The organism is Paraneptunicella aestuarii (assembly GCF_019900845.1).
In the GTDB taxonomy this organism is placed as follows: domain Bacteria; phylum Pseudomonadota; class Gammaproteobacteria; order Enterobacterales; family Alteromonadaceae; genus Paraneptunicella; species Paraneptunicella aestuarii.
Genome location: NZ_CP074570.1, coordinates 823,511 through 845,598 on the forward strand (window position 1 = coordinate 823,511; position 22,088 = coordinate 845,598).

General features: G+C 43.7%; 16 protein-coding genes. 10 read left to right on the forward strand and 6 right to left on the reverse strand.

Annotated features, from left to right (window positions below; genetic code table 11):
• Window positions 1–16: 16 nt before the first annotated feature.
• Both KIH87_RS03505 and xseA read right to left on the reverse strand, forming a co-directional pair.
• Window positions 17–889, reverse strand: a complete 873-nt coding sequence (locus KIH87_RS03505; protein WP_232360149.1) for a hypothetical protein — start codon at window positions 887–889, stop codon at window positions 17–19.
• Between the two features lie 54 nt (window positions 890–943).
• Window positions 944–2,287 (reverse strand): exodeoxyribonuclease VII large subunit, encoded by a 1,344-nt coding sequence (gene xseA, locus KIH87_RS03510; RefSeq protein ID WP_232360150.1) that lies wholly within the window; start codon window positions 2,285–2,287, stop codon window positions 944–946.
• A gap of 111 nt (window positions 2,288–2,398) precedes the next feature.
• Here xseA and guaB point away from each other — a divergent pair, with 111 nt between their 5' ends.
• The 4 genes from guaB to KIH87_RS03530 all read left to right on the forward strand — a co-directional run bounded on the left by guaB (window position 2,399) and on the right by KIH87_RS03530 (window position 6,828).
• On the forward strand, window positions 2,399–3,868 hold the full coding sequence (guaB, locus tag KIH87_RS03515) for an IMP dehydrogenase (RefSeq protein ID WP_232360151.1): 1,470 nt from the start codon (window positions 2,399–2,401) through the stop codon (window positions 3,866–3,868).
• Window positions 3,869–4,014: 146 nt separating this feature from the next.
• Window positions 4,015–5,592, forward strand: coding sequence for a glutamine-hydrolyzing GMP synthase (guaA, locus tag KIH87_RS03520; protein ID WP_232360152.1), 1,578 nt, complete (start codon window positions 4,015–4,017; stop codon window positions 5,590–5,592).
• 86 nt (window positions 5,593–5,678) lie between these two features.
• Entirely contained in the window at window positions 5,679–6,110 is a 432-nt protein-coding gene (locus KIH87_RS03525) for a CidA/LrgA family protein (RefSeq protein ID WP_232360153.1), read from the forward strand.
• Window positions 6,103–6,828: an LrgB family protein gene (locus tag KIH87_RS03530; RefSeq protein ID WP_232360154.1), complete on the forward strand. Its 726-nt coding sequence runs from the start codon at window positions 6,103–6,105 to the stop codon at window positions 6,826–6,828. The genes KIH87_RS03525 and KIH87_RS03530 overlap by 8 nt, the downstream gene beginning before the upstream one ends.
• Before the next feature lie 79 nt (window positions 6,829–6,907).
• Here KIH87_RS03530 and KIH87_RS03535 read toward each other — a convergent pair whose 3' ends face one another.
• Window positions 6,908–7,141: a hypothetical protein gene (locus KIH87_RS03535; protein WP_232360155.1), complete on the reverse strand. Its 234-nt coding sequence runs from the start codon at window positions 7,139–7,141 to the stop codon at window positions 6,908–6,910.
• Window positions 7,142–7,551: 410 nt separating this feature from the next.
• Here KIH87_RS03535 and tadA point away from each other — a divergent pair, with 410 nt between their 5' ends.
• Together tadA and KIH87_RS03545 are read left to right on the forward strand one after the other, a co-directional pair.
• Complete coding sequence (gene tadA, locus KIH87_RS03540) at window positions 7,552–8,067, forward strand: tRNA adenosine(34) deaminase TadA (RefSeq protein ID WP_232360156.1); 516 nt, start codon at window positions 7,552–7,554, stop codon at window positions 8,065–8,067.
• An 89-nt stretch (window positions 8,068–8,156) separates the two neighbouring features.
• Complete coding sequence (locus tag KIH87_RS03545) at window positions 8,157–8,564, forward strand: thioesterase family protein (protein WP_232360157.1); 408 nt, start codon at window positions 8,157–8,159, stop codon at window positions 8,562–8,564.
• Between the two features lie 83 nt (window positions 8,565–8,647).
• Here KIH87_RS03545 and KIH87_RS03550 read toward each other — a convergent pair whose 3' ends face one another.
• Together KIH87_RS03550 and mltF are read right to left on the reverse strand one after the other, a co-directional pair.
• Window positions 8,648–8,800: a hypothetical protein gene (locus KIH87_RS03550; RefSeq protein ID WP_232360158.1), complete on the reverse strand. Its 153-nt coding sequence runs from the start codon at window positions 8,798–8,800 to the stop codon at window positions 8,648–8,650.
• A 340-nt stretch (window positions 8,801–9,140) separates the two neighbouring features.
• Window positions 9,141–10,529 (reverse strand): membrane-bound lytic murein transglycosylase MltF, encoded by a 1,389-nt coding sequence (mltF, locus tag KIH87_RS03555; RefSeq protein ID WP_232360159.1) that lies wholly within the window; start codon window positions 10,527–10,529, stop codon window positions 9,141–9,143.
• Between the two features lie 306 nt (window positions 10,530–10,835).
• On the opposite strand from mltF, the gene purL reads away from it, so the two are divergent.
• On the forward strand, window positions 10,836–14,726 hold the full coding sequence (gene purL, locus KIH87_RS03560; protein ID WP_232360160.1) for a phosphoribosylformylglycinamidine synthase: 3,891 nt from the start codon (window positions 10,836–10,838) through the stop codon (window positions 14,724–14,726).
• Window positions 14,727–15,343: 617 nt separating this feature from the next.
• On the opposite strand, the gene smrA is transcribed toward purL, so the two are convergent.
• Window positions 15,344–15,940, reverse strand: a complete 597-nt coding sequence (smrA, locus tag KIH87_RS03565) for a DNA endonuclease SmrA (protein WP_232360161.1) — start codon at window positions 15,938–15,940, stop codon at window positions 15,344–15,346.
• Window positions 15,941–17,011: 1,071 nt separating this feature from the next.
• Between smrA and KIH87_RS03570 the strand changes: the two genes are divergently transcribed.
• From KIH87_RS03570 to KIH87_RS03580, 3 genes are all read left to right on the forward strand, one after another.
• The gene (locus KIH87_RS03570) at window positions 17,012–18,316 is read left to right on the forward strand and encodes a phenylacetate--CoA ligase family protein (protein WP_232360162.1); all 1,305 of its coding nucleotides are present in this window, start codon (window positions 17,012–17,014) and stop codon (window positions 18,314–18,316) included.
• On the forward strand, window positions 18,307–19,518 hold the full coding sequence (locus KIH87_RS03575) for an aminotransferase class V-fold PLP-dependent enzyme (protein ID WP_232360163.1): 1,212 nt from the start codon (window positions 18,307–18,309) through the stop codon (window positions 19,516–19,518). Before KIH87_RS03570 ends, KIH87_RS03575 begins: the two co-directional genes overlap by 10 nt.
• 91 nt (window positions 19,519–19,609) lie before the next feature.
• Window positions 19,610–22,087 (forward strand): penicillin acylase family protein, encoded by a 2,478-nt coding sequence (locus tag KIH87_RS03580; RefSeq protein ID WP_232360164.1) that lies wholly within the window; start codon window positions 19,610–19,612, stop codon window positions 22,085–22,087.
• The last annotated feature ends 1 nt before the right edge of the window (window position 22,088 follow it).

Sequence of the window (22,088 nt, forward strand, 5' to 3'; positions counted from 1 at the left end):
TGAATTGATATCCCGCTTAATGTTTAGCGTGATATTTACCATCTGCCAGTAGATATTGTTGATATTTATCTATGTAGTTGGCATCCACAGATTCAAACCATTTTTTCACACCGTTTTGATAATGTTCGCTTTCCAGTATTCCGGGAAGTACGGCATTTATCTTTTCAATTGCCTCATATTTGAAGTCGTCATTGTCTGGGCCTGAACAGCCTACAGCACCGAGTACGACATGGTCTGAGTTTTCCTCAATGGGTAGCCAGGCCAGATTTTGCTCATTGGTTCTGTTGAAGTAATTCAATACATTGGGGTATTCAATGGTGAAGTCTACCCGGTTTAAAGTAATCAGCATCATGAGTGATGTGGTAGAGCCAACATTATTGGGTATTTCAAGCCCTTTACTCACATAACGATCCAGTACACTCTGGATTTCTGAACCGAACATCCTGCCAGATTGCTGCCCCATCAAAAAAGCGTTGGATTGCAGCAGTTTTTCTAACGAAACCGGATTGCCATATTGCTTGATAAAGTAGTCTCGCATTTCTTCCTTTAGCACGAGTACATGAGGGAGATAAACCACGGTGGGAGATGATAGTACCATTGAACCTATAGGCGTGGAGCGATGAATCAGGCAGGGGTAACAGTATTTTTCACCCGCTTGCATTTTCCTTTTTAGACGCAAGTTGGGAAACAGTGTTTCAGTGTGTTTTATATCGGGTAATGCTGCTTGTAACTCGTCCATCAACAGATCACAAATACCTTCGTGAGCCAGTTTGCCGGATTGAATAAATAACGGCGGTAAGTCGATGGTTGCCCATGGAATAGATTTGGGTGTTCCAAATGCATTTGCACTGAGCAATAACAGAAAAAATAAACGACTAATTTGCCTCATAACTGCTGGCAATCTCTACTTTGGGTACGACAAGCTGATACTTATAACCTGAGCTCAGGTTTCAGATATTGATTTAATCGTGCTGATCACATCACCATCTTTAAATCTGGTACTTATGGTATCACCTACATTCAGGTTTGCAGCGTTTTTCGCTATTTGGCCATTTTTATACGTTAAAGTGTAGCCACGAGCCAATGTTGCGAGTGGGCTCACTGTATCAAGAAGTTGAGCCACTTGTCCCAGTTTTTGTTGGCGAGATTGTAAGCGATTCGTCATGTTGACCAGTAGTTTATCCGACAAATACTGGATGCGTTGATGATATCCGGCTAATTGATGTTTGGGATGCATCTGACTCAGTCGCGAATGTTGTTTTTCCAGCGCCACGGTTTTGCGCATCAAACTGTCTTGCCAAAGCCTGCTCAGGTTCAGGCTCAAATTATCCAGCAGCTGCTGTTGTTGCAATAGCTGACTACGAGGGTGATTGCTTTGCAGTTGCTGTTTCGCAATACGATAACGATATTGCGCATGTTGTAGGTGAGACAAGCTGCATTTCTGCATGCGTTGAGTTAGTTTGTGCAAGCGTTCTAATGTGTGATGTAACGGCGCGCTAGCGAGTTCAGCGGCGGCAGAGGGGGTAGGCGCTCGAACATCGGCAACAAAATCGGCAATGGTGAAATCTATTTCGTGTCCAACGGCACTAATGATGGGAATGCTGGATTGAAAGATGGCGCGAGCTAACTGTTCATCATTAAAGCTCCATAGATCTTCCATGGAGCCACCACCGCGTCCCAAAATTAACACGTCTACTTCGTTACGTTGATTGGCAGTGTGTAGCGCTTTTAGTAATTGCTGTTCAGAGCCTTCGCCTTGCACCTGACTAGGATATAACACGATATTGATGGTTGGGTTACGGCGTTGCAATACCGTGACAATGTCATGCCAGGCTGCACCGGTGGATGAGGTGATCACGCCCACGGTTTTAGGATTTTCCGGAATGGGTTTTTTATGTACGGGAGCGAATAAGCCTTCATTGGCTAATTTTTGTTTGATGAATTCGTACTGTTGCTTGAGTAGGCCTTCACCCTCCGGCTCTATGTGAGAAACGATAAGCTGGAAATCGCCACGAGGTTCGTACAGGCTGATATTGCCTCTAACTAAAATCTTGTCACCGTTTTTGGGTTTGAATCTGCCTAAACGATTGCTGTTGCGAAACATGGCTGCTTTGATTTGAGCTCGTTCGTCTTTTAAGGTGAAGTACCAATGACCGGAAGCTGCCGCGACGAAGTTGGATATTTCCGCCGATATCCAGATCTGACCAATCTCGGATTCCAGAATGTGTTTGGCAAATCGGTTTAATTTGCTGACGGTAAAAATATGGCTACGTGCTTGATTGGTCATTAATTTTCTCGGTAAGGAGATGTTTACAGAATATTATTTGTTGTAGTTTACCTGATTAGGGAAAACCGCTACAATTGCGCCGCAACAAAATCCCCATTATAGGTTGTTGAAATGTTGCGTTTAGCCAAAGAAGCCCTCACGTTTGATGACGTATTACTTGTCCCTAGACACTCAGAAGTTTTACCTCACCAAGCTAGTTTAAAAACTCGTCTTACTCGTAATGTCGAACTGAATATTCCCCTTGTCGCGGCGGCGATGGATACGGTAACTGAGGCTCAACTCGCAATTGCTCTTGCTCAAGAAGGCGGTATGGGTTTTATCCATAAAAATATGCCGGCGGAAGAGCAAGCCAACCACGTTCGTATGGTTAAGAAGTATGAAAGTGGTGTTGTGTTTGATCCTGTTACTGTTTCTCCTCATGCTACCCTTGAAGAAGTCAGTCAATTAAGTCGTGAATTAGGATACTCCGGTTTCCCTGTTGTTGATGATGACAACAATCTTGTGGGAATCGTGACGGGTCGTGATTTACGATTCGAGAAAAACCTGTCGTTAGAAGTCAGCAGCGTAATGACACCCAAAGAACGTTTGGTAACCGTTACGGAAGGTGCTGATCCGGATCAGGTGCTATTCCTGATGCATGAGCATCGTATCGAAAAAATCCTGGTTGTTGACGATCACTTCAAATTGGTCGGTTTGATCACCGTTAAAGATTTCCAAAAAGCTGAAAGTAAGCCTAATGCCTGTAAAGATAGCTTGGGACGCTTGCGTGTTGGCGCTGCTGTGGGTGTTGGCCCTGAAAACCGTCATCGTATCGCATTGTTGGTTGAAGCCGGTGTTGATGTACTGTTGATTGATACCTCTCATGGCCATTCGCAAGGTGTATTGAACGGTGTCGCAGAAGTACGCGAAGCTTATCCTGACTTGGAATTGATCGCAGGTAACGTAGCAACAGGCGAAGGCGCGAAAGCCTTGGCTGATGCTGGCGTTGATGCGGTTAAAGTAGGTATTGGCCCGGGCTCAATTTGTACTACTCGTATCGTAACAGGCTGTGGTGTGCCACAAATTACCGCGGTTTCTGATGCTGTTGCGGCACTGAAAGGCACGGGTATTCCTGTTATCGCTGACGGTGGTATTCGTTTCTCTGGTGATATTGCCAAGGCGATTGTTGCCGGCGCAAGTTGCGTCATGGTCGGTAGTATGTTTGCAGGAACAGAAGAAGCGCCTGGTGAAGTAGAACTTTACCAAGGTCGTTACTACAAATCTTATCGTGGCATGGGATCGTTAGGCGCGATGAACCAGAAACATGGTTCTTCTGATCGCTATTTCCATATTGATAAAGCGGCTGAAAAACTGGTTCCTGAAGGCATTGAAGGACGTGTTGCCTACAAAGGCCCTATTGCCAATATCGTGCATCAGCAAATGGGTGGTTTGCGCTCAGCAATGGGCTTGACGGGATGCTCTAACATCGAAGCCTTACGTACGGAACCACAGTTTGTGAAAGTGACTGCTGCGGGTATGGGCGAGTCTCATGTTCACGATGTGACTATTACTAAAGAAGCGCCTAATTACCGTTTAGGGTAAGCGTTTTTGGGGTGAATAGTTTTAATACATTCCGGGGCGTAATTCTTTTACGCCACTTATAATTCGCCATCTGTGAATGGCAAAGTATCTGGGGCAAGCTATTCTTGTCCCATAGCAAACTAGTTGATTTTTGGATAAGTACAGCCATGACTACTGACATACACAAGCACAAGATCCTGATACTGGATTTTGGTTCCCAATATACCCAATTAATTGCCAGACGAATTCGTGAAATTGGCGTTTACTGTGAGCTTTGGGCATGGGATGTGGATGAAGAGAAGATTAAAGACTTCGCACCCAATGGCATTATTTTATCTGGTGGCCCGGAATCGGTTACCGAAGCGAATTCTCCTCGCGCCCCTGAGTATGTGTTTAATGCTGGCTTGCCGGTTTTGGGCATTTGTTATGGCATGCAAACCATGGCTGAACAGTTGGGTGGCAAGGTTCAGGGGTCAACCGAGCGTGAATTTGGCTATGCACAAATTGAGCTGATAGGTAAGTCTAACCTGTTTAGCCGTATTGAAGATCATGTGAATGCTGATGGTTTGGCTGCGTTGGATGTATGGATGAGCCACGGCGACAAAGTGGTCGAAATGCCGGAAGGCTTTGAGTGTATTGCGAAAACAGCAAGCTGTCCGCTAGCGGCGATTGCCAATACCGAGAAGCAATTCTACGGCGTACAGTTCCACCCTGAGGTAACACATACTCGCCAGGGTGAGCGAATTCTGGCGCACTTTATTCTGGATATTTGTGGCTGTGAAGCCTTATGGACGCCAGCATCCATTATTGAAGATGCAATCCAGCGTATTAAGGATAAGGTTGGTAGTGACGAAGTCATACTGGGCTTGTCGGGCGGTGTTGATTCCTCTGTAACAGCAATGTTGCTACATCGTGCTATTGGTAAAAACCTTACTTGTGTATTCGTCGATAACGGATTGTTGCGTTTGAACGAAGGCCAGCAAGTCATGGATATGTTTGGCAGCCATTTTGGCTTAAATGTGATTAAGGTTGACGCTGAAGATCGCTTCTTATCTCAATTGGCTGGGGAAGATGAGCCAGAAGCCAAGCGTAAAATCATTGGTCGTGTATTTGTTGAAGTGTTCGACGAAGAAGCGAAAAAGTGTCAAAACGCAAAATGGCTGGCGCAAGGGACTATCTACCCTGACGTGATTGAGTCGGCAGGTTCTGATACTGGCAAAGCGCATGTGATCAAGTCTCACCATAATGTGGGCGGCTTGCCTGAAGATATGGAGCTGGGTTTGGTTGAGCCTCTACGCGAGTTGTTTAAGGACGAAGTGCGCAAGATTGGTTTGGAGTTGGGTTTGCCTTACGACATGCTGTATCGTCATCCGTTCCCTGGGCCGGGTCTTGGCGTTCGTGTGTTGGGCGAAGTGAAGAAAGAATACTGCGATCTGTTGCGTCGAGCCGATGCTATCTTTATTGAAGAATTGATGAATGCTGATTTGTACAACAAAGTGAGTCAGGCGTTTACGGTATTCTTGCCTGTGCGCTCTGTTGGCGTAATGGGTGATGCGCGTAAATACGACTGGGTTGTGTCACTTCGTGCGGTTGAAACCATTGATTTTATGACTGCTCATTGGGCGCATTTGCCTTATGATTTCCTGGGTAAAGTGTCTAACCGCATTATCAATGAGATTGATGGTATCTCCCGGGTGGTTTACGACATTTCCGGTAAACCACCCGCCACCATTGAATGGGAATAGTGATAGTTCTTGAATTGAAAATATGAATACAGGCAACATGGAGTTGCAATTACCTGAGCAGTTAAGGTGGAGGCTTTATAAATCCCATGTTGCATGCCATTTTCTTTATTTTTCTATTTCAATTGCTTGGAGAAGTAATTCAAAAGCTTCTCCAAATTACCATCCCAGGCCCGGTTATCGGGCTTGTTCTTCTGGTTATCTTTCTTATTGCTAAAGAACGTTTTGGCAAACGATGGTTGTCGGAAACCTTCGAGCGAGATTTGATCGCTACTTCTGAAAGTATTTTGCGTTACTTACCTCTGCTTTTTGTACCTATTGGTGTGGGAGTCGTGTTGCATGTTTCCTTGTTTAAGGGAACCTTGTTGCAAGTGTTGGTGCTTTTGGTTGTAGGAACGTGTAGCACTATTGCATTCACCGCGTGGGTAATGCAGAAGGTGCAAGACAAAACGCAGGAAAAACGGCTAGCAAAAAGCCACTTAAAGGGAGAGATGGAAGAAAAGGGAGATAAGCATGACTGAACAGGATCGTTTGTATCAAATTTGGGTTTATCTTCAGGCCGAACCTTTATTCTGGTTAACGCTGACCATTGGTGCATTTTTGGTTGGTGATTATCTCTATAAGAAGTCGAATCAGTTTCCTTTGGTGAACCCTGTTGCGATTAGCATTATATTGGTTTCATCAGTATTACTGATTTTTGATATTGATTATGAGCGCTATTTTTCCGGTGCTAAATTTATTCATTTTATGCTTGGGCCTGCCACGGTTGCACTTGCGATCCCCATCTATAAGAAATGGCATTTGATTACTCATAATGCCAAGGCGATTATGGCTGCTGTTGTGCTTGGTTCGATCTTTGCGATCCTGACCACTTATGCTTTGGCAATTTTGTTCGATCTGGATCATCAGCTTATTTTGAGTTTGTTACCCAGAAGTGTTACCGCACCTATCTCAATGGGGATTTCTGAGCTCATTGGTGGCATACCCTCGTTAACCGCCATCATCACCATTATTACCGGTATTATCGGTGCGGCTTTGGGCGCATTCGTATTGGATTTGATGAAAATTAGAAGCTTATCGGCAAGAGGAATGGGAATTGGGTTGGCAAGTCATGGTATTGGTACTGCCAGAGCCATGAGCCGGAATGAGGAAGCGGGGGTTTTTTCTGCTGTCGCGATGGGGCTAAGTGGAATCGTGACTTCAATTCTGGTGCCTATCGCAGTGAAAATACTGTTTTAGGTTAAATCTGCTGAGTTGTAATGGAGCAATAAGGGCTGAACGCCAGCCCTTAGGTCGCATATACATTTCCTTGCCTGTATTAGCGTAAAGATTCGATTTCTTTTTTCAGATCGTATTTTTCGTCGGTGACGATTTTTTCCAACGTAGCAACGCGTTCTTGCAAATTCTTAATTGCCTGTAGCATTTCACTGTTATCTTTCCCTGAACTCTCAGTTTGTCTTGCATTGACATTACGCTTGTGAAAAACGGTATTGGTTAGCTTTACGATAGCTACACAAACAATAGCAACAATAGCTATAGCCGTTAAATTCATGATTTCTTCCTCTCGTTCTACATTTCCGTTGTTGGCTTAACTCACCGATTTAGTCTTGCTTGATAGTGGCAATTTTACATGTGAAGTCAAGACTAAACCGGCTTATTTGAATTGCTTTGCTGATAACTTATTCATTTTCCTCGTTTTCAGCATCACGCTTATCGGTGTAAAGTTCGTAAAGCCAAACGGCGGTAAAAACAACAACTGTAACGATAGCAATAGTGGTTAAGTCCATTTTGATTCCTCTTTTGATAATGGCTTTTGTACTGGTGCCAAAACATATAGCAAATATGAAACCAATAAAAATTAATAATAAAATCAAATAGATATTAATATTGCTATTTTTGCCAAGGTGAATAATTGGTTAAAATGACCAACAGTTAACGAAATTAATCAACTTCGTAGGGTATATGTCGGAAAAAGATGATAGTGAATGGATGCGATATGCGTTGTCATTGGCGGATCGCGCTGCTGCAATTGGGGAAGTGCCCGTTGGGGCAGTGGTTGTATTGGAAAATAAAGTGATTGGTGAAGGCTGGAATCAGTCAATTTTGCGCCATGATCCGTCAGCCCATGCCGAGATGATGGCTATCCGCCAAGCGGCTAATCAGGTGGAAAACTATCGCCTCATTAATGCTGCTCTCTATGTCACCTTGGAACCTTGCCCTATGTGCGCTGGCTTGCTGGTGCATAGCCGTATTGCAAAGATCGTTTATGGAGCCAGCGATTATAAAACCGGGGCGGCAGGCAGCATTATGAATTTGTTGCAGCATCCGCAACTTAACCATCAGGTTGAAGTGGTGTCGGGCGTATTGGAACAAGAATGTGCTGATAAAATCTCGTCTTTTTTTGCTCGCAGAAGAAAAGAGAAAAAGGCGTTGAAACAAGAACGTAACCAGCCTTCGAACAACAACATATCAGAGTGAAATAGTGAGCATAACAAGCGTTAATTGGTCGCTAGGCTAAACTCGTTCTAACCTGATTTAAACGATCGTTTATAGCTGGAGAAAGACTGATGCAAAAAGGCAGTCGTTATGAACTTGACTATCATGTGACTTCTGAAGACTTGGCGAAAGCATTGTCGATGACAGACGAAGATGACTTTCCAGAAGTATTGGCAACAGCAAGAATGGTTGCCCTGATGGAATTGGCGGCAGCGCGTTTGTTAAGACCTATGCTGCAAACTCAGCAATTATCCGTTGGGGTGCATGTCGATATTGAACATATGGCGGCAACACCTTGCAGTGAAGATGTTAAAGCGGTTGCTGAGTTTGTTGATATGCAAGGCAAGCTGTATTTGTTCAATGTTGAGCTTTGGGATAACGGTGGATTAGCAGGAAAGGGGACACATACTCGAGCTGTGATCGACACTGAAAGATTAGAGCAAGGCGCGAAACGTAGAATTCAGGCCGGCGCAAATTAAAGTGTTATGAATGTATTCGATGTGAATTTGTCAGTGCTGGTGGTGGGAAAAAGAACCAGGAACCACTGCCAGTGGGAAGCAGCTTAACTTGCTTCTGCCCACTCGGCACCTTCGATTTGATGTTGAAATATTTGTCTGCGCATTTGCAGTTTACGATGGATCTGTTTTAGTAATTGTCGACGACGAGATGTATTGCATAACGAGCGTCGTTTTGTCATTAGGTTACGTTTTTTCATTGTTATATTTCTCCTTATAAATTTGGGCTCACTTCATTTTTCCCTGTTTTCCCCTTGGATGAACACCTTGTGAGCTTATGTTTACTTACCTCTATTTTTCTTATGCATTCTCACTAAATATTGTGTCAATTCTGTGGCAATTCAAGTGCCTTCTCTATTTATCGGCCTTGAATGCCATTAATTCAGTGAGCTGATGCTGTTATTTCTACCACAGCTTATTTAAAAATGGAAAAATATTTACCGTTGAGTTTGTTGTTTCGGTTTACAGATTGAAATGAAACGACAATGATTTAGGTTTAATATTCCAGCCAGGAATAAGTGAGACCGGATATTTTCAGGGTTAGTTCCCGGAATCAGTGGAATTTTTATCTGAAAGGTATACCAAACTGTCGTAATAACGTCGAATATTGGTGACATATCTAATCGCTTCATCACCGCGGGCATAACCATAGCGAGTGGTTTTGTAGAAACGCTTTTGTCTGAGCAAGGGAAGATGTTGTTTTACATCTATCCAAAGATCGGGATTGCCGCCTGATTTTTCCGTTAACACACGCGTATCTTCCAGATGCCCCAGTCCTATATTATAGGCAGCCAACGCAAACCATAATCGGTCTGGTGACTGAATGCGTTCAGGAATACGACGAAGCAATTTTCTAAAATACTGAGTGCCGCCTCGGATACTTTGTTCTGGGTCAAGACGAGAAGTCACGCCTAACTCTTTCGCTGTGGGGAGCGTTAACATCATCATGCCGCGCACGCCTGTGGGTGATTTAGCTCTTGGGTTCCAATGGCTTTCCTGATAGCTCATGGCGGCAATTAAACGCCAATCCAAATCAGCGGAATATTTTTCAAACCAATCCTGATATTTGGGAAGAGTCTCTTTGGCGGCGGCTAGAAATGACGTGGTATCCACATAGTTGAACTGGCGTACATGTCCGAAGTATTTATCTTCTAAAACCGCCAATTTACCGTTTTCTCTGACCATACCGAAATATTCAATCAGTGCGGCCAGCAACGCATCATCCTGATTTTTATTTAATGCCCAAGCGATGGATTGGGTGTCGTGAATGGTAAAACCTACGCTTAACTCCGGATATAAACGGCGCATGATATTTAATGTATTTGAATCTGAAACGGTAAAGTCCAGTTTTTCATCTAACACCATTTGCAGTAGTTCTTCTTCGTCTTCATCATCCGTTTCACGCCATGAAATATTCCTCCACTCACTTTCGGTGTTTTTAAGTTGATGCAATGATTCTGCGTGACTACTGCCAGATGTTACGGTGAATGAGCCGTCAAGCTCGGAAGGATTGCGAGGACGAGTACGCCCCTGTTTAAATACCAGCTTTTGGCTGACGTCCTGATAAGCCGGGCCAAATTTGAAATCCTGACTACGCTGTGGGGTGGCGGTGATGCCTGCGGCAATAAGATCCAGGTGGTTTTGTCGCAACTGAGGAAACATGTCGTTGAGGTTGTAGTAGGGAAAAACTTCCAGCCTTACACCCAAATAGTCAGCGAAACCTTGTGCTAACTCATACTCGAAACCTTCTTCGCCAGTCGCACCTACATAATAGGTGGTAGAGCCATAGCGAGTACCTACTTTTAACACACCTTCATCCAGTACACGGGTTAGACTATTATGCTGTTGTAATAAATCGCACGATTGCAGAAGAAACAAGCAACATAGAATAAGACTGAAATTAATGAGTTTGAGTGGTTTTTTTTGCACTATTACCTGACTGGATTATGAGTAAATTTACCGCTTGCAAGCATTTTGACGAATTTACACCATAACCGCCAGTATATTCATGATATTTCCACCTCATCGGCTTACTTCGTCTGGGTATTTAGTCTATAATCGCGCCTCTTTTTCAAGCTCTTCTAAAATGTAGATATAGGCTCCAAATGATTGGCGAACTTTTGGATTTACATCCCGTTTTGACTGTCTTTTCGGCAGGTTTCAGAGTGGGTACGAAGGCGAATCAATCATTCCAATCAAGGTACTCCGAACCTAACGACGGTGGTAATTAGTAATATGTTGACGATGCGTGGTGCACCGGCACTTTCCGGCTTTAGAATTCAAAAACTTCTCACTTCAATGCAAGACATGGGGCTTCCTGTCACGGCATTGTCTGCTAACTATATGCACTTTGCGCATGTTAGCGCATCGTTAGATGAAACCGAAACAGGGTTACTTGAGACTTTGTTGACCTATGGCCCTAAATTGCAGGATGTAGAACCGCAAGGTCAATTGTTTTTGATCACGCCTCGTCCTGGCACGCTTTCGCCCTGGTCATCTAAAGCGACGGATATTGCTAACAACTGTGGCCTAAGCAAGGTTAAGCGTTTGGAGCGTGGTTGTGCGTATTACCTGGTCGCGAGTTCAGAACTGAACGCCGAGCAGCAAAAACTGGCTGCCAGTTTGTTACATGATCGCATGACCGAGGTGGTATTTTCTGAGCTGGAACAGGCTCAACAATTATTTGCAGAAGCTTCTCCTGCTGAATTCACTCGCGTTGATTTGTTGGCGGGCGGTAAAAGCGTATTACAAGAAGCCAATGTTCGTATGGGATTGGCGCTTGCTGATGACGAAATTGACTATCTGGTGGAAAGCTATCAGGGCTTGCAACGTAATCCAACCGACGTAGAGCTATATATGTTCGCTCAGGCAAACTCTGAGCATTGCCGTCACAAAATTTTTAATGCCGATTGGACTATTGATGGCGAGACTCAACCTAAGTCCTTGTTCAAAATGATTAAGAATACGTTTGAACAAAATAGTGAGTACGTACTTTCTGCATACAAAGATAATGCCGCAGTAATGACAGGTTCTAAAGCGGGTCGTTTTTTCGCTGATCGTGAAGATAGAGAATATCGTTATCACCATGAAGACATTCATATTTTGATGAAAGTCGAAACTCACAATCATCCAACCGCGATTTCCCCATTCCCCGGTGCAGCTACAGGTTCTGGTGGTGAAATTCGTGACGAAGGTGCGACTGGACGAGGTTCCAAACCTAAAGCGGGCTTGGTTGGTTTTAGCGTTTCTAACTTGTCGATTCCCGGTTTTGAACAGCCTTGGGAACAGCAATATGGCAAACCTGAACGTATTGCCAGCGCACTAGACATCATGATCGAAGGCCCATTGGGTGGTGCCGCATTTAATAATGAGTTTGGTCGCCCGAATATTCTTGGTTACTTCCGTACCTATGAGAATTTGGTTAACAGCTTTAATGGCGAAGAAGTGCGTGGTTATCACAAGCCAATTATGTTGGCGGGTGGTTTGGGCAACATTCGTGACGAGCATGTTCAGAAAGGCGAAATCACTGAAGGCGCAAACTTGATCGTGCTGGGTGGCCCAGCTATGAACATTGGCTTGGGCGGTGGTGCGGCTTCGTCGATGGCTTCGGGTCAGTCTAACGAAGATTTGGATTTTGCTTCTGTACAGCGTGACAACCCTGAAATGGAACGTCGTTGTCAGGAAGTCATTGACCGTTGCTGGCAAATGGGCGAGCAAAACCCAATTCAGTTTATCCATGATGTGGGTGCGGGCGGTCTGTCGAACGCCTTCCCTGAATTGGTCAATGACGGTGGCATGGGCGGTGAATTTGAACTGCGCAATGTGCCGAACGATGAACCGGGAATGTCGCCACTGGAAGTGTGGTGTAACGAATCCCAGGAACGTTATGTTTTGTCGGTTTCTGACGAAGATTTGCCTCTGTTCACTGAGATCTGTCAGCGTGAAAGAGCACCGTTTGCCGTTGTTGGACGAGCCACAACGCAGAAGCATTTGTTGGTGACAGATTCTCACTTCGACAACGCACCTATTGATATGCCGTTGGATGTATTGTTGGGTAAACCACCTAAAATGCACCGTGATGTGCAGTCGACTCAGGCGCAGGGTTCAGAGTTTGATACCTCTGGCATTGAGCTGGCTGATGCGGCTGAACGTTTGTTGCGTTTGCCTACCATTGCAGAGAAGACCTTCCTGATCACCATTGGTGACCGCACGGTAACGGGTATGGTGAGTCGTGACCAAATGGTGGGCCCGTGGCAGGTTCCTGTTGCTGATGTTGCGGTAACGACAGCCACTTTCGATAGCTATCATGGTGAAGCGATGTCGATGGGCGAACGTACTCCTGTGGCATTGCTGGATCATGGCGCATCAGCGCGTATGGCCGTTGCTGAGGCGATTACCAATATCGCGGCGGCGGACATTGGCGCGTTAAATCGCATTAAGCTATCTGCTAACTGGATGGCGGCAGCAGGTCATCCCGGTGAAGATGCCGGTTTATATGAAGCTGTTCATGCCATTGGTGAAGAGTTGTGCCCTGCGTTAGGCATTACCATTCCGGTTGGCAAAGATTCCATGTCGATGCAGACGCGTTGGCAGGACGAAGGCCAGGACAAAGCGGTTATCGCGCCCTTGTCATTGGTGATTTCTGCCTTTGCTCGTGTTGAAGATGTACGTAAAACATTAACGCCGCAGTTGCGTACTGATAAAGGTGACTCGGTATTGATGCTGATTGACCTGGGACAAGGTAAAAACCGTTTAGGCGCTTCCTGCTTTGCTCAGGTGTACAATCAGTTAGGTACCGAAGCGGCGGATTTGGATTCTGCTGAATTGCTCAAAGGCTTCTTTAATTCAGTACAGGCTCTGATCGCTAAAGGCTTGATTTGGGCTTATCACGACCGTTCTGACGGTGGTTTGTTTACGACAATCGCTGAAATGGCGTTTGCAGGTCATACCGGTGTTAAAGTGAATTTGAACGGTTTGGGTCAGGATGCTGCGTCAATTCTGTTTTCGGAAGAATTGGGTGCGGTATTGCAAATTCCTGCCACTGAACTTGAACAAGTAAACGCGGTTCTTGATAAAAATGGTTTGCTGAATTGCAGCCATGTTATCGGTGCATTGACATCCGAAGATGAAATCTCATTTAGCTTCAATGATGCCGTTGTATTAGCTGGCAAGCGTAGTGATTACCGTCGAATCTGGGCTGAAACCACTAATCAAATGCAATCACTGAGAGACAATCCTGAGTGTGCTGCAGAGGAATTTGCGCTTAAATCAGATGCTAATGATCCCGGTATGTTCGCTAATTTAAGCTTCAATACTTCGGAAGATGTTGCTGCACCTTACATTGCCAAAGGTGTTGCCCCTCGTATTGCAGTATTGCGTGAGCAAGGGGTTAACTCTCATGTTGAAATGGCGGCAGCGTTTGATCGAGCAGGCTTTGCTGCCATCGACGTGCATATGAGCGACATCTTGCAGGGGCGGGTTGATCTGGCTGATTTCAATGGCTTGGTTGCCTGTGGCGGCTTCTCTTATGGTGACGTGTTAGGTGCGGGTGAAGGTTGGGCGAAGACTATTTTGTTCAACGAACGCGCCAGAGAACAGTTCAGCAACTTCTTTGCTAACCAAAATACATTCAGCCTTGGTGTATGTAATGGCTGCCAAATGTTGTCTAATTTGAAATCCCTGATCCCGGGTGCTGAACATTGGCCACGCTTCGTTACCAACCGTTCAGAACGTTTCGAAGCGCGATTTGCTATGGTTGAAGTGGTTGAAAGCCCCTCTTTGTTCTTTAAGGGCATGGAAGGCTCCATGATGCCGATTGCGGTTTCTCATGGTGAAGGTCGAGCTGAATTTGCCAGTGAGTCTCAATTGCAAACTATTGTCGATGCTCAAATGAGTTTGCGTTATGTTGATCATCAAGGTCAGGTAACTGAACAGTATCCATTGAACCCCAACGGTTCCCCACAAGGTATCGCTGGACTTAGTTCATTGGATGGCCGAGCGACGATTATGATGCCTCACCCTGAGCGTGTTTTTAGAACGGTGGCTAACTCTTGGCATCCTGATGATTGGCAAGAAGATGGCCCATGGATGCGTATGTTCCGCAATGCAAGGGTATGGATAGGGTAAACTAATTACTTGTTAAGAAGAGCTTTTCGCCATTGAAGGGCTCTTTCTTCTGCGTCTAAAAGTCGAGACATTTGCTTGTTTTCTTTCAAAAATTCATGATTTTGTCAGTTTTGGTTATTAAATTGACCTGATTTTGATGTCATTTGTAGGGAAAATCCTCGATATTGGCTTTTTTCTAGCAATATGTTGTTAAATTTCAAATCGTTGTATATTATTTGGGCTTAAGGCTTGTATTTATTGCATGCCTTACAGGGTGCGCCATATACAGTTTGTATTCGCTGATAACTAAAATAATAATGGCCGAGAAAATTTATGAATCGTTCATCTAGAGGCTTTGGCTTAATTGGGGTGCTTCTCGCAGTAATAGTCCTGATTGTTTCTGCGGTAATGAGTACATCAGCTTCTTCTCAGGAAGTGACAATATCTGTAAATGTCGTCAACGATACTGACGTAAAAAAATAACAGATATCGATTCTATAAGAGTAGAGAACCGTAAATGCTTAGTCATTTGCGGTTTTTTGCGTTTTTAAAATTCACTATTATTACCTTCTTTCCTTATCTCCCTTTTCCTGACTCATTCTCCTGAATAAGCGCCGCAAATTCGTTGTTATCAATTACTACCGCGTGCGGTGAACTTCGCGATTGTCCTGCTTTTGTTTTTCGTTCTTTTTTAACAACACATAAACAGCGCCATAGCCGCCATGATGTTTTAATGCGGAATGAAACGCCAAGACTTCCGGCATATCTTGCAGCCATCGATTCACATAGCTTTTATAGAAGGCTGGATAAGGTTTGCTATTCACGCCCATGCCATGCTTCAGCAGCACTGCCCGATAGCCTTTGTTATAGCTGGAGACAATAAACTGAAAGACAGTTTCATGAACGGTTTTGAAGTTCATGCCCTGTAAGCTGGAAGCTTGCTCAATATTGTATTTACCCATGCGCAGGTTTTTAAAAACGCCCTCCTGCACACCATCTTTCTTATAGGCAATGATGTCATCAGGTGCGACCGGATCGACTGCGTCAGTTGTCAGATGATTGCGATATCCACCGAGCTCCTTTTCTATCGCTTCACGTCTTAATTGTTTGGCGAGGAGATCTTCAGACTGCCGGCCATGAAATACACGGCTGTCTTGTTGCAATGGTTTGACACCCTCCAATTCCGCCATCTGGCGAGAAAAATCCCATTCGGTATTGTCGTCGGCGTTCATCATGGAAACCTCTTAAACCATGTGTTCAGGATAATATTTGCAAGTGGGAATATTGGGACTTGAATTTAATATTCAAGATGCTGGAAATTTCTAGTTCTGAAGTTATTGTGTCTCTACATGGGTTTATTTAAAGCTTGGAAGACTTAACTTGCCTGAAAGTTTGAAAGCTATATTAATTGTTAATGTTTGTAATAATTTGAAGTAGTAGTCTCATTCCTAAAAAACGCTATTTAAACTTGTTCTGGACTTTCACTATCTTTGTAAGAGCATCATCATTTTTGAGAAGATTTTCAAATATTCTTTTGGACTTTTTAGGGATAACTACTTGAGCTCATTTGAAAAATGAATGGCTTTTCCTTAATGAGCTCGCTGTGTTAGTTCGCCATATATATATATTTATCGAATTAAGTAATTCACAAGAGTTCAATAATCTAACGGTTTTTACAGAATTATTGAAATAATTGTATCAATTCGCCTGCTCAATAAACGATCTAATTCTTTATCATAATTCTCTGTTGTTATGTTAAGTATAAAATATTATTTACCTTGATATAATGTTTGAATTTGAGTAATGTTCGCTTTATTTTTCGTTGATTTTTATCAAGTTTTTATTTTTGTGTAATTAATTATCCGCAATTTTGATAGGGGCTATTTAGGCTTTTTCAAATGGATAAAGGGCGTAGGCTTTATTTATTTGATATTTATGTCTTGATATCTTTTCTTAAAGAATATCGAGTTCATTATTGATTTAATGCCATTAGTTTTCTTGCGATAGCTATTGACTTTAATCGGAAATTGATTTCATGGGCACATATCTAATGATTCTTTAGAATAGAAGAAAAGAAATATCATTAAACCTGATTGTGCCCCCTGTAATTTTCTTATTTCTTACAGTGTTAAAGTGTAAATAATGTATATGGAAAAATTTATATTTAGTGAAGGTGTAAAAAATGTAAGTTTTTATTGCCTGATTATGTAGGCGGCTTCTCACTAAGGGGTGGTTAAGTTCTTATAAGTAACAAAAGATGGAATTTAACTGTTGGGCTGATTTGTAAATGAAGAGATAAAGGTTAAGTGTTGTCCTCAAGCTTTAATGAAGTTAAAAAAGAAATACAGTATGCATATGATAATACGGTTTTTTTTCGTAAACATATGGAGCTGGCTGGGCTTACTCCAAAAGATATATTGGAGCCTGGTGACTTAGCGCGAATTCCTCCAACTGTAAAAAAAGATTACCGGAAAAACTTCCCGGCAGGAGTTATTGCTTCCGGATACAATTTGAAAAGTCCATACGTGATGCGCTTTCAGAGTTCTGGAACTGAAGGAGATCGACTTGTAAGTGTAGTTTTGTCTTATGATCTCGCAAGACGTCAGGCTAATTGCATATCAGTTAATCCAAAATTCTCATCGTTGTGGCAGCCCGGGCTTAAATTACGAACCTGTAGGTATGCTGCGCCAAATTGCTCTGACGTTGAATGTGCCAATCCCAATAGCACAATGGAGAGCCGGATGTTATCTGATGGGACGCTAGTGCTGCCTGTTTATCACGATCTTCTTACCACTCCTGAGCGTATGGTCAATCGTGCGCTTGACGAGATAGAAGAGTATGACCCGCACTTGTTGTTCATTGATCCCACTCACTTCGCTTTTTTAATTCGAGCGATGAAAAGGGCTGGGCGAGTCCCTCATAAGAAACAGGGATTTTGCATTATGTCTGGCTACACCATGTGTACCCAAGTAGCTCGTCGTCAAATCAAAGAATGCTTCGGTGAGGATGTAGCTTTTGCGGATATGCTAGGTATGTCTGAACTTGGTTATCTTGGCTTTGAGTGTCCTCACGGTCGCCAGCATATGAATGTTGAAGATTACCATATTGAGTTTATCCATAACGGAAGGGCGGCGGAACCCGGTGAATTAGCTGAGTTGGTCATTACCACATTGAGGGATCGCTTATCTCCACATATTCGATATGCCACTGGAGATATGTATCGTTTAAGCGCGGAACCATGTAGCTGTGGTAGCTCCGCACCTTTAGTCAGAGCAGAAGGGCGTGTTAAAAATGCCTTGTGGCTTCATGACGATACAGTGGTGACCCCCAAAGAGTTAGATGAATTGATTGGTCCTGCGGAATGGATCGATATGTATCAAATGAATCAAACCAACGACGATGAGTTTGCTTTTCAATATTTGCGTAATGATGCTTGGACACAACAACAGGAAGATGAACTTGTTGAAAAATTTCAAGAGAAATTGAAAACCAAAAACATCAGTTGTTCCCCTACTCAATATTTGCCAGCTGATCGGGGAGGTAAGTTTATCTCTTGTGTGTCCAGTGTCGCAATGAGAGATGAAAAAAGGAAGATGTTGTCATGGTTATAGCTGAATGTAAGGGCGATTTCCCGGTTCTGGAACGCCAAATTGATGGTCAAAATATTACTTATTTGGATAGCGCAGCAACATCCTTAAAGCCAAGATCAGTTATTGATGCCATGTCAAATTATTATTCCCAGAATGGCGTCAATATTCATCGAGGCAAATATTATCTTTCTGAAGAGGCATCGGATTCTTACGAGCGGGTTAGATATTCTATCGCCCAGTATCTTGGAGCTTATGGCAATGAGATTGTCTTTACCAAGGGTACAACTGAATCGTTAAATCTTGTGGCTTATGGGCTTGATTTAAAAGCCGATGACGTTGTAGTTGGTTTTATTGATTCTCACCATGCCCAACTGCTTCCGTGGCGACGTTTTGCCCAGTTGAAACTGGTCAATATGGATAGTGAGGGGAGAATCGATCTTGAGCATTATCATGAATTGTTAAAATTGAAGCCTAAAGTGGTCGTTCTGACTCATTGTTCTAATGTCTCGGGAAATGTGGCTCCTATTGAGCAAATGGCTATTGCCGCTAAAGAAGCCTGTGATGCTATCGTCGTTGTTGATGCTGCGCAGTCTATCCCTCATCCGCATTTGCATATTGACGTTTCAAAAATCCCCGTGGATTTTGTGGCTTTTTCGGGGCACAAAATGTTAGGGCCTACGGGTGTAGGATGTCTGTACGGTAAAAGCGAGGTGCTCAATCAATTGCGACCACTCATGTTAGGCGGTGGCATGGTTGATTGGGTGGATATTGAAGGTTCTCAGGAACGCAAAATTCCTCATCGATTTGAAGCAGGCACCCCTCCCATTGCCGCAACACTTGGCTTGGGTGCTGCCCTGTCTTATTTGAATCAGATCAGCCAAAAAGAATCGCATGAGCACACTGAGCAATTAACCGCGGCCATCATTAAAGGCGCTATGGACAGGGACTACCTTCAATTATTAGGGCCCAAAACAACTGAAAACCGCTGTGCTATCGGTAGTTTACGAGTTGTAGGCTGTGATGATTTGTCCGATATCGCCAGAGCATTGAGTGATTCATACGGGATCATGTGTCGAACCGGGCATATGTGCGCTCAGCCTGTAGTAGATAACCAAATGGGTGGCGAAGTTCTACGGATTTCAACTTATATCTACAACACCACAGAAGAGATCGAACGATTTTACCTGGCTCTTGACGAGTTGGTTTCTTTCCTTGGAATTTAACGATGAATATTAACCGCTATTTGAGAGAGTTCACTTTCTCTGGAAACTATTGTTCGCCAACAGAAGCAGAGTTTTATAAGGAACAAATGAAATGTTAATGCGTTCTTATCCTATTTTATCGCGTTTACTTATCTGGATATTCGTTCCCATCATACTTGTATGCGGCATCGGTTATGGCTTTTTGCTGCAAAGTTTGCCTCAAACTGAGGGGACAATTTACCTGAAAGGTTTGGGCGCACCTGTGCAGATAGTTCGTGATGAGCACGCAATTCCACATATCTCTGCCGAATCGGATAATGATGCCTTTTTCGCATTGGGCTACCTGCACGCACAGGATCGACTTTGGCAGATGAATTACAACCGGCGATTAGCTCAAGGCCGATTAAGTGAAATAATGGGTCGAGGCTCGCTTGATAGCGATAAGTTCATGAGAACGCTTGGTTTTGCACGTGCAGCTCAGGCCGACCTGCAATCATTGGATGAGTCCGCGCTCCAGGCATTAACGTCTTACGCCAATGGTGTCAACGCCTGGATTAATGAAGGGAATGTATTACCTGTAGAGTTTTATATTTTAGATACAAAACCTGAAGTTTGGCATCCATCCGATTCACTTTTAATGTCGAAATGGATGGCTTTTAACCTGGGGCGGAATAATTTAAATATGGAAGTGAGCCTTGATTTATTGATCAAGGAAATGGGAATCGCTAAAGCTCTTGAAATGTTCCCGGATGTTAATGCAAAGGCTTTCTCCGTTACAGAGGTTACGGGGCTTGTAGATGAAGAAATACAGCAAGGCTTATTAGCACAGAGTAACCGATTACAAGATAGATTTGATATAGGTGACAAGGGGTTAGGAAGTAATGCCTGGGCTGTTTCAGGGCAATTTACCCAAAGCGGTCTGCCTCTTTTGGGAAGTGATCCCCATCTGGCAGTGCAAATTCCCACAATGTTTTATTTGGCTGCGATTCAAGGGGATCGCTTAAATGTCACTGGTGCCACCTTTCCTGGCATACCTGTTGTGCTGGCTGGACGTAATGAGTCCATCGCCTGGGGTACAACGAATATGATTGCGGATGTGCAGGATATCTACGTGGAGCGCACGAATCCGTTAAATGATGATCAATATGAAATAGACGGTCAATGGATGGACATGGAGATCGACGAAGAATTAATTTATATCAAATCAGATTTCCCCAGCTTTTTAACCAATCCTATTGCACCAATTAAATGGCAAGTTCGTAGAACCCGAAATGGCCCCTTGATCAGTGATGCTATTGGTCGAGTTGAGCGTCCTTTAGCGCTAAGGTGGACGGGATTTGATGAGGCCGACAAATCCTATCAAAGCTTTCTGGGTATTAATTATGCTGTGGATTGGACAAGCTTTAAATCTGCGTTTAAGGATTACGCAGTTCCTGCAAGTAACTTCATCTACGCAGATGTACACGGTGATATCGGTTTGTTTGGCGCGGGTAAAATTCCCATTCGTAGCCATAGCAACGGTAGATTACCTGTGCCAGGTTGGCAATCAATCTATGATTGGGAAGGTTATATTCCGTTGGATTCCGTACCACAGATCTTGAATCCTGAAAAAGGATACGTGGCAAATTCCAATAACAAAAATCACCCTGATGATTATCCATATATGGTCTCCCACCTTTGGGCCGCGCCTTACCGGGTGGATAGTATTCGTCAAACACTGGAAAGCCACATTAAAAAGGGCGAGAAGCTTACGGTTCAGGACTTTGTGAATTTACAAGGTAGTACCGATAGCTTACAAGTGGGTGAGTTACTTGGTTTTATTCAGAATATGACCCCCAGAAATTCGAAGCAGGAAGGCGCTATTAACAAACTTAAAGAGTGGAGCGGGTCACTTTCAACGGATAGCACAGAAGCCGTTATTTATTTGGTTTGGGTCAAGCATTTTCGTGGGCTACTGATAGCTGATGATTTGAAAGGAAACGCGTTACAGGAAGAACGCTCAAATCGCTTGCAGTTCCTTACGGGACTCAGGAATCCCAAGTTTATTAAGAGCGTTATTGAGCAAGGTGAGGATCTGCAATTCAAATGGTGTGATCTAATTGACACAGAAGTACAAGAAAGCTGTGAGGATTTAGGGTTGATGGCCTTGGATGAAACCCTTAAGGAAATCGATCGTAAAATCGGAGCGGATAAGCCTTGGGGCGATGTGCTTAAAGTTCATTATGGTCATCAGGCTTTTACAAATACTCAATTACTAGACTTGGTTTTTGATCGAGATATCGGCAAAGGCGGTGATCGATACTCCGTAAACAGTGTGAACTGGGCCTATGCAGAAGATACAGGATACCGAGTAAGCACTACAGCTAACTTCCGGCAGGTAGTTGACCTAAATGATTGGGAGCAGGGTGGTTTTATCATAGATACAGGGCAAAGTGGCAATGTCTTAAGTCAACATTACGACGACAACATTGTACCTTTTAAAGCGTTAACCTTGTGGCCATGGCGTATTAAGGCCGAGCAGGGAGCAAGAAAAGAATCAACACTGATATTGGAACCAATCAAACATTCGAGTGGGAAAAAGGAGTCATAAA

Coding starts and splice junctions, on each gene's coding strand:
- KIH87_RS03505 (WP_232360149.1), bottom strand. CDS start 889: ATGAGGCAAATTAGTCGTTTATTTTTTCTGTTATTGCTCAGTGCAAAT.
- xseA (WP_232360150.1), bottom strand. CDS start 2,287: ATGACCAATCAAGCACGTAGCCATATTTTTACCGTCAGCAAATTAAAC.
- guaB (WP_232360151.1), top strand. CDS start 2,399: ATGTTGCGTTTAGCCAAAGAAGCCCTCACGTTTGATGACGTATTACTT.
- guaA (WP_232360152.1), top strand. CDS start 4,015: ATGACTACTGACATACACAAGCACAAGATCCTGATACTGGATTTTGGT.
- KIH87_RS03525 (WP_232360153.1), top strand. CDS start 5,679: ATGTTGCATGCCATTTTCTTTATTTTTCTATTTCAATTGCTTGGAGAA.
- KIH87_RS03530 (WP_232360154.1), top strand. CDS start 6,103: ATGACTGAACAGGATCGTTTGTATCAAATTTGGGTTTATCTTCAGGCC.
- KIH87_RS03535 (WP_232360155.1), bottom strand. CDS start 7,141: ATGAATTTAACGGCTATAGCTATTGTTGCTATTGTTTGTGTAGCTATC.
- tadA (WP_232360156.1), top strand. CDS start 7,552: ATGTCGGAAAAAGATGATAGTGAATGGATGCGATATGCGTTGTCATTG.
- KIH87_RS03545 (WP_232360157.1), top strand. CDS start 8,157: ATGCAAAAAGGCAGTCGTTATGAACTTGACTATCATGTGACTTCTGAA.
- KIH87_RS03550 (WP_232360158.1), bottom strand. CDS start 8,800: ATGAAAAAACGTAACCTAATGACAAAACGACGCTCGTTATGCAATACA.
- purL (WP_232360160.1), top strand. CDS start 10,836: ATGTTGACGATGCGTGGTGCACCGGCACTTTCCGGCTTTAGAATTCAA.
- smrA (WP_232360161.1), bottom strand. CDS start 15,940: ATGATGAACGCCGACGACAATACCGAATGGGATTTTTCTCGCCAGATG.
- KIH87_RS03575 (WP_232360163.1), top strand. CDS start 18,307: ATGGTTATAGCTGAATGTAAGGGCGATTTCCCGGTTCTGGAACGCCAA.
- KIH87_RS03580 (WP_232360164.1), top strand. CDS start 19,610: ATGTTAATGCGTTCTTATCCTATTTTATCGCGTTTACTTATCTGGATA.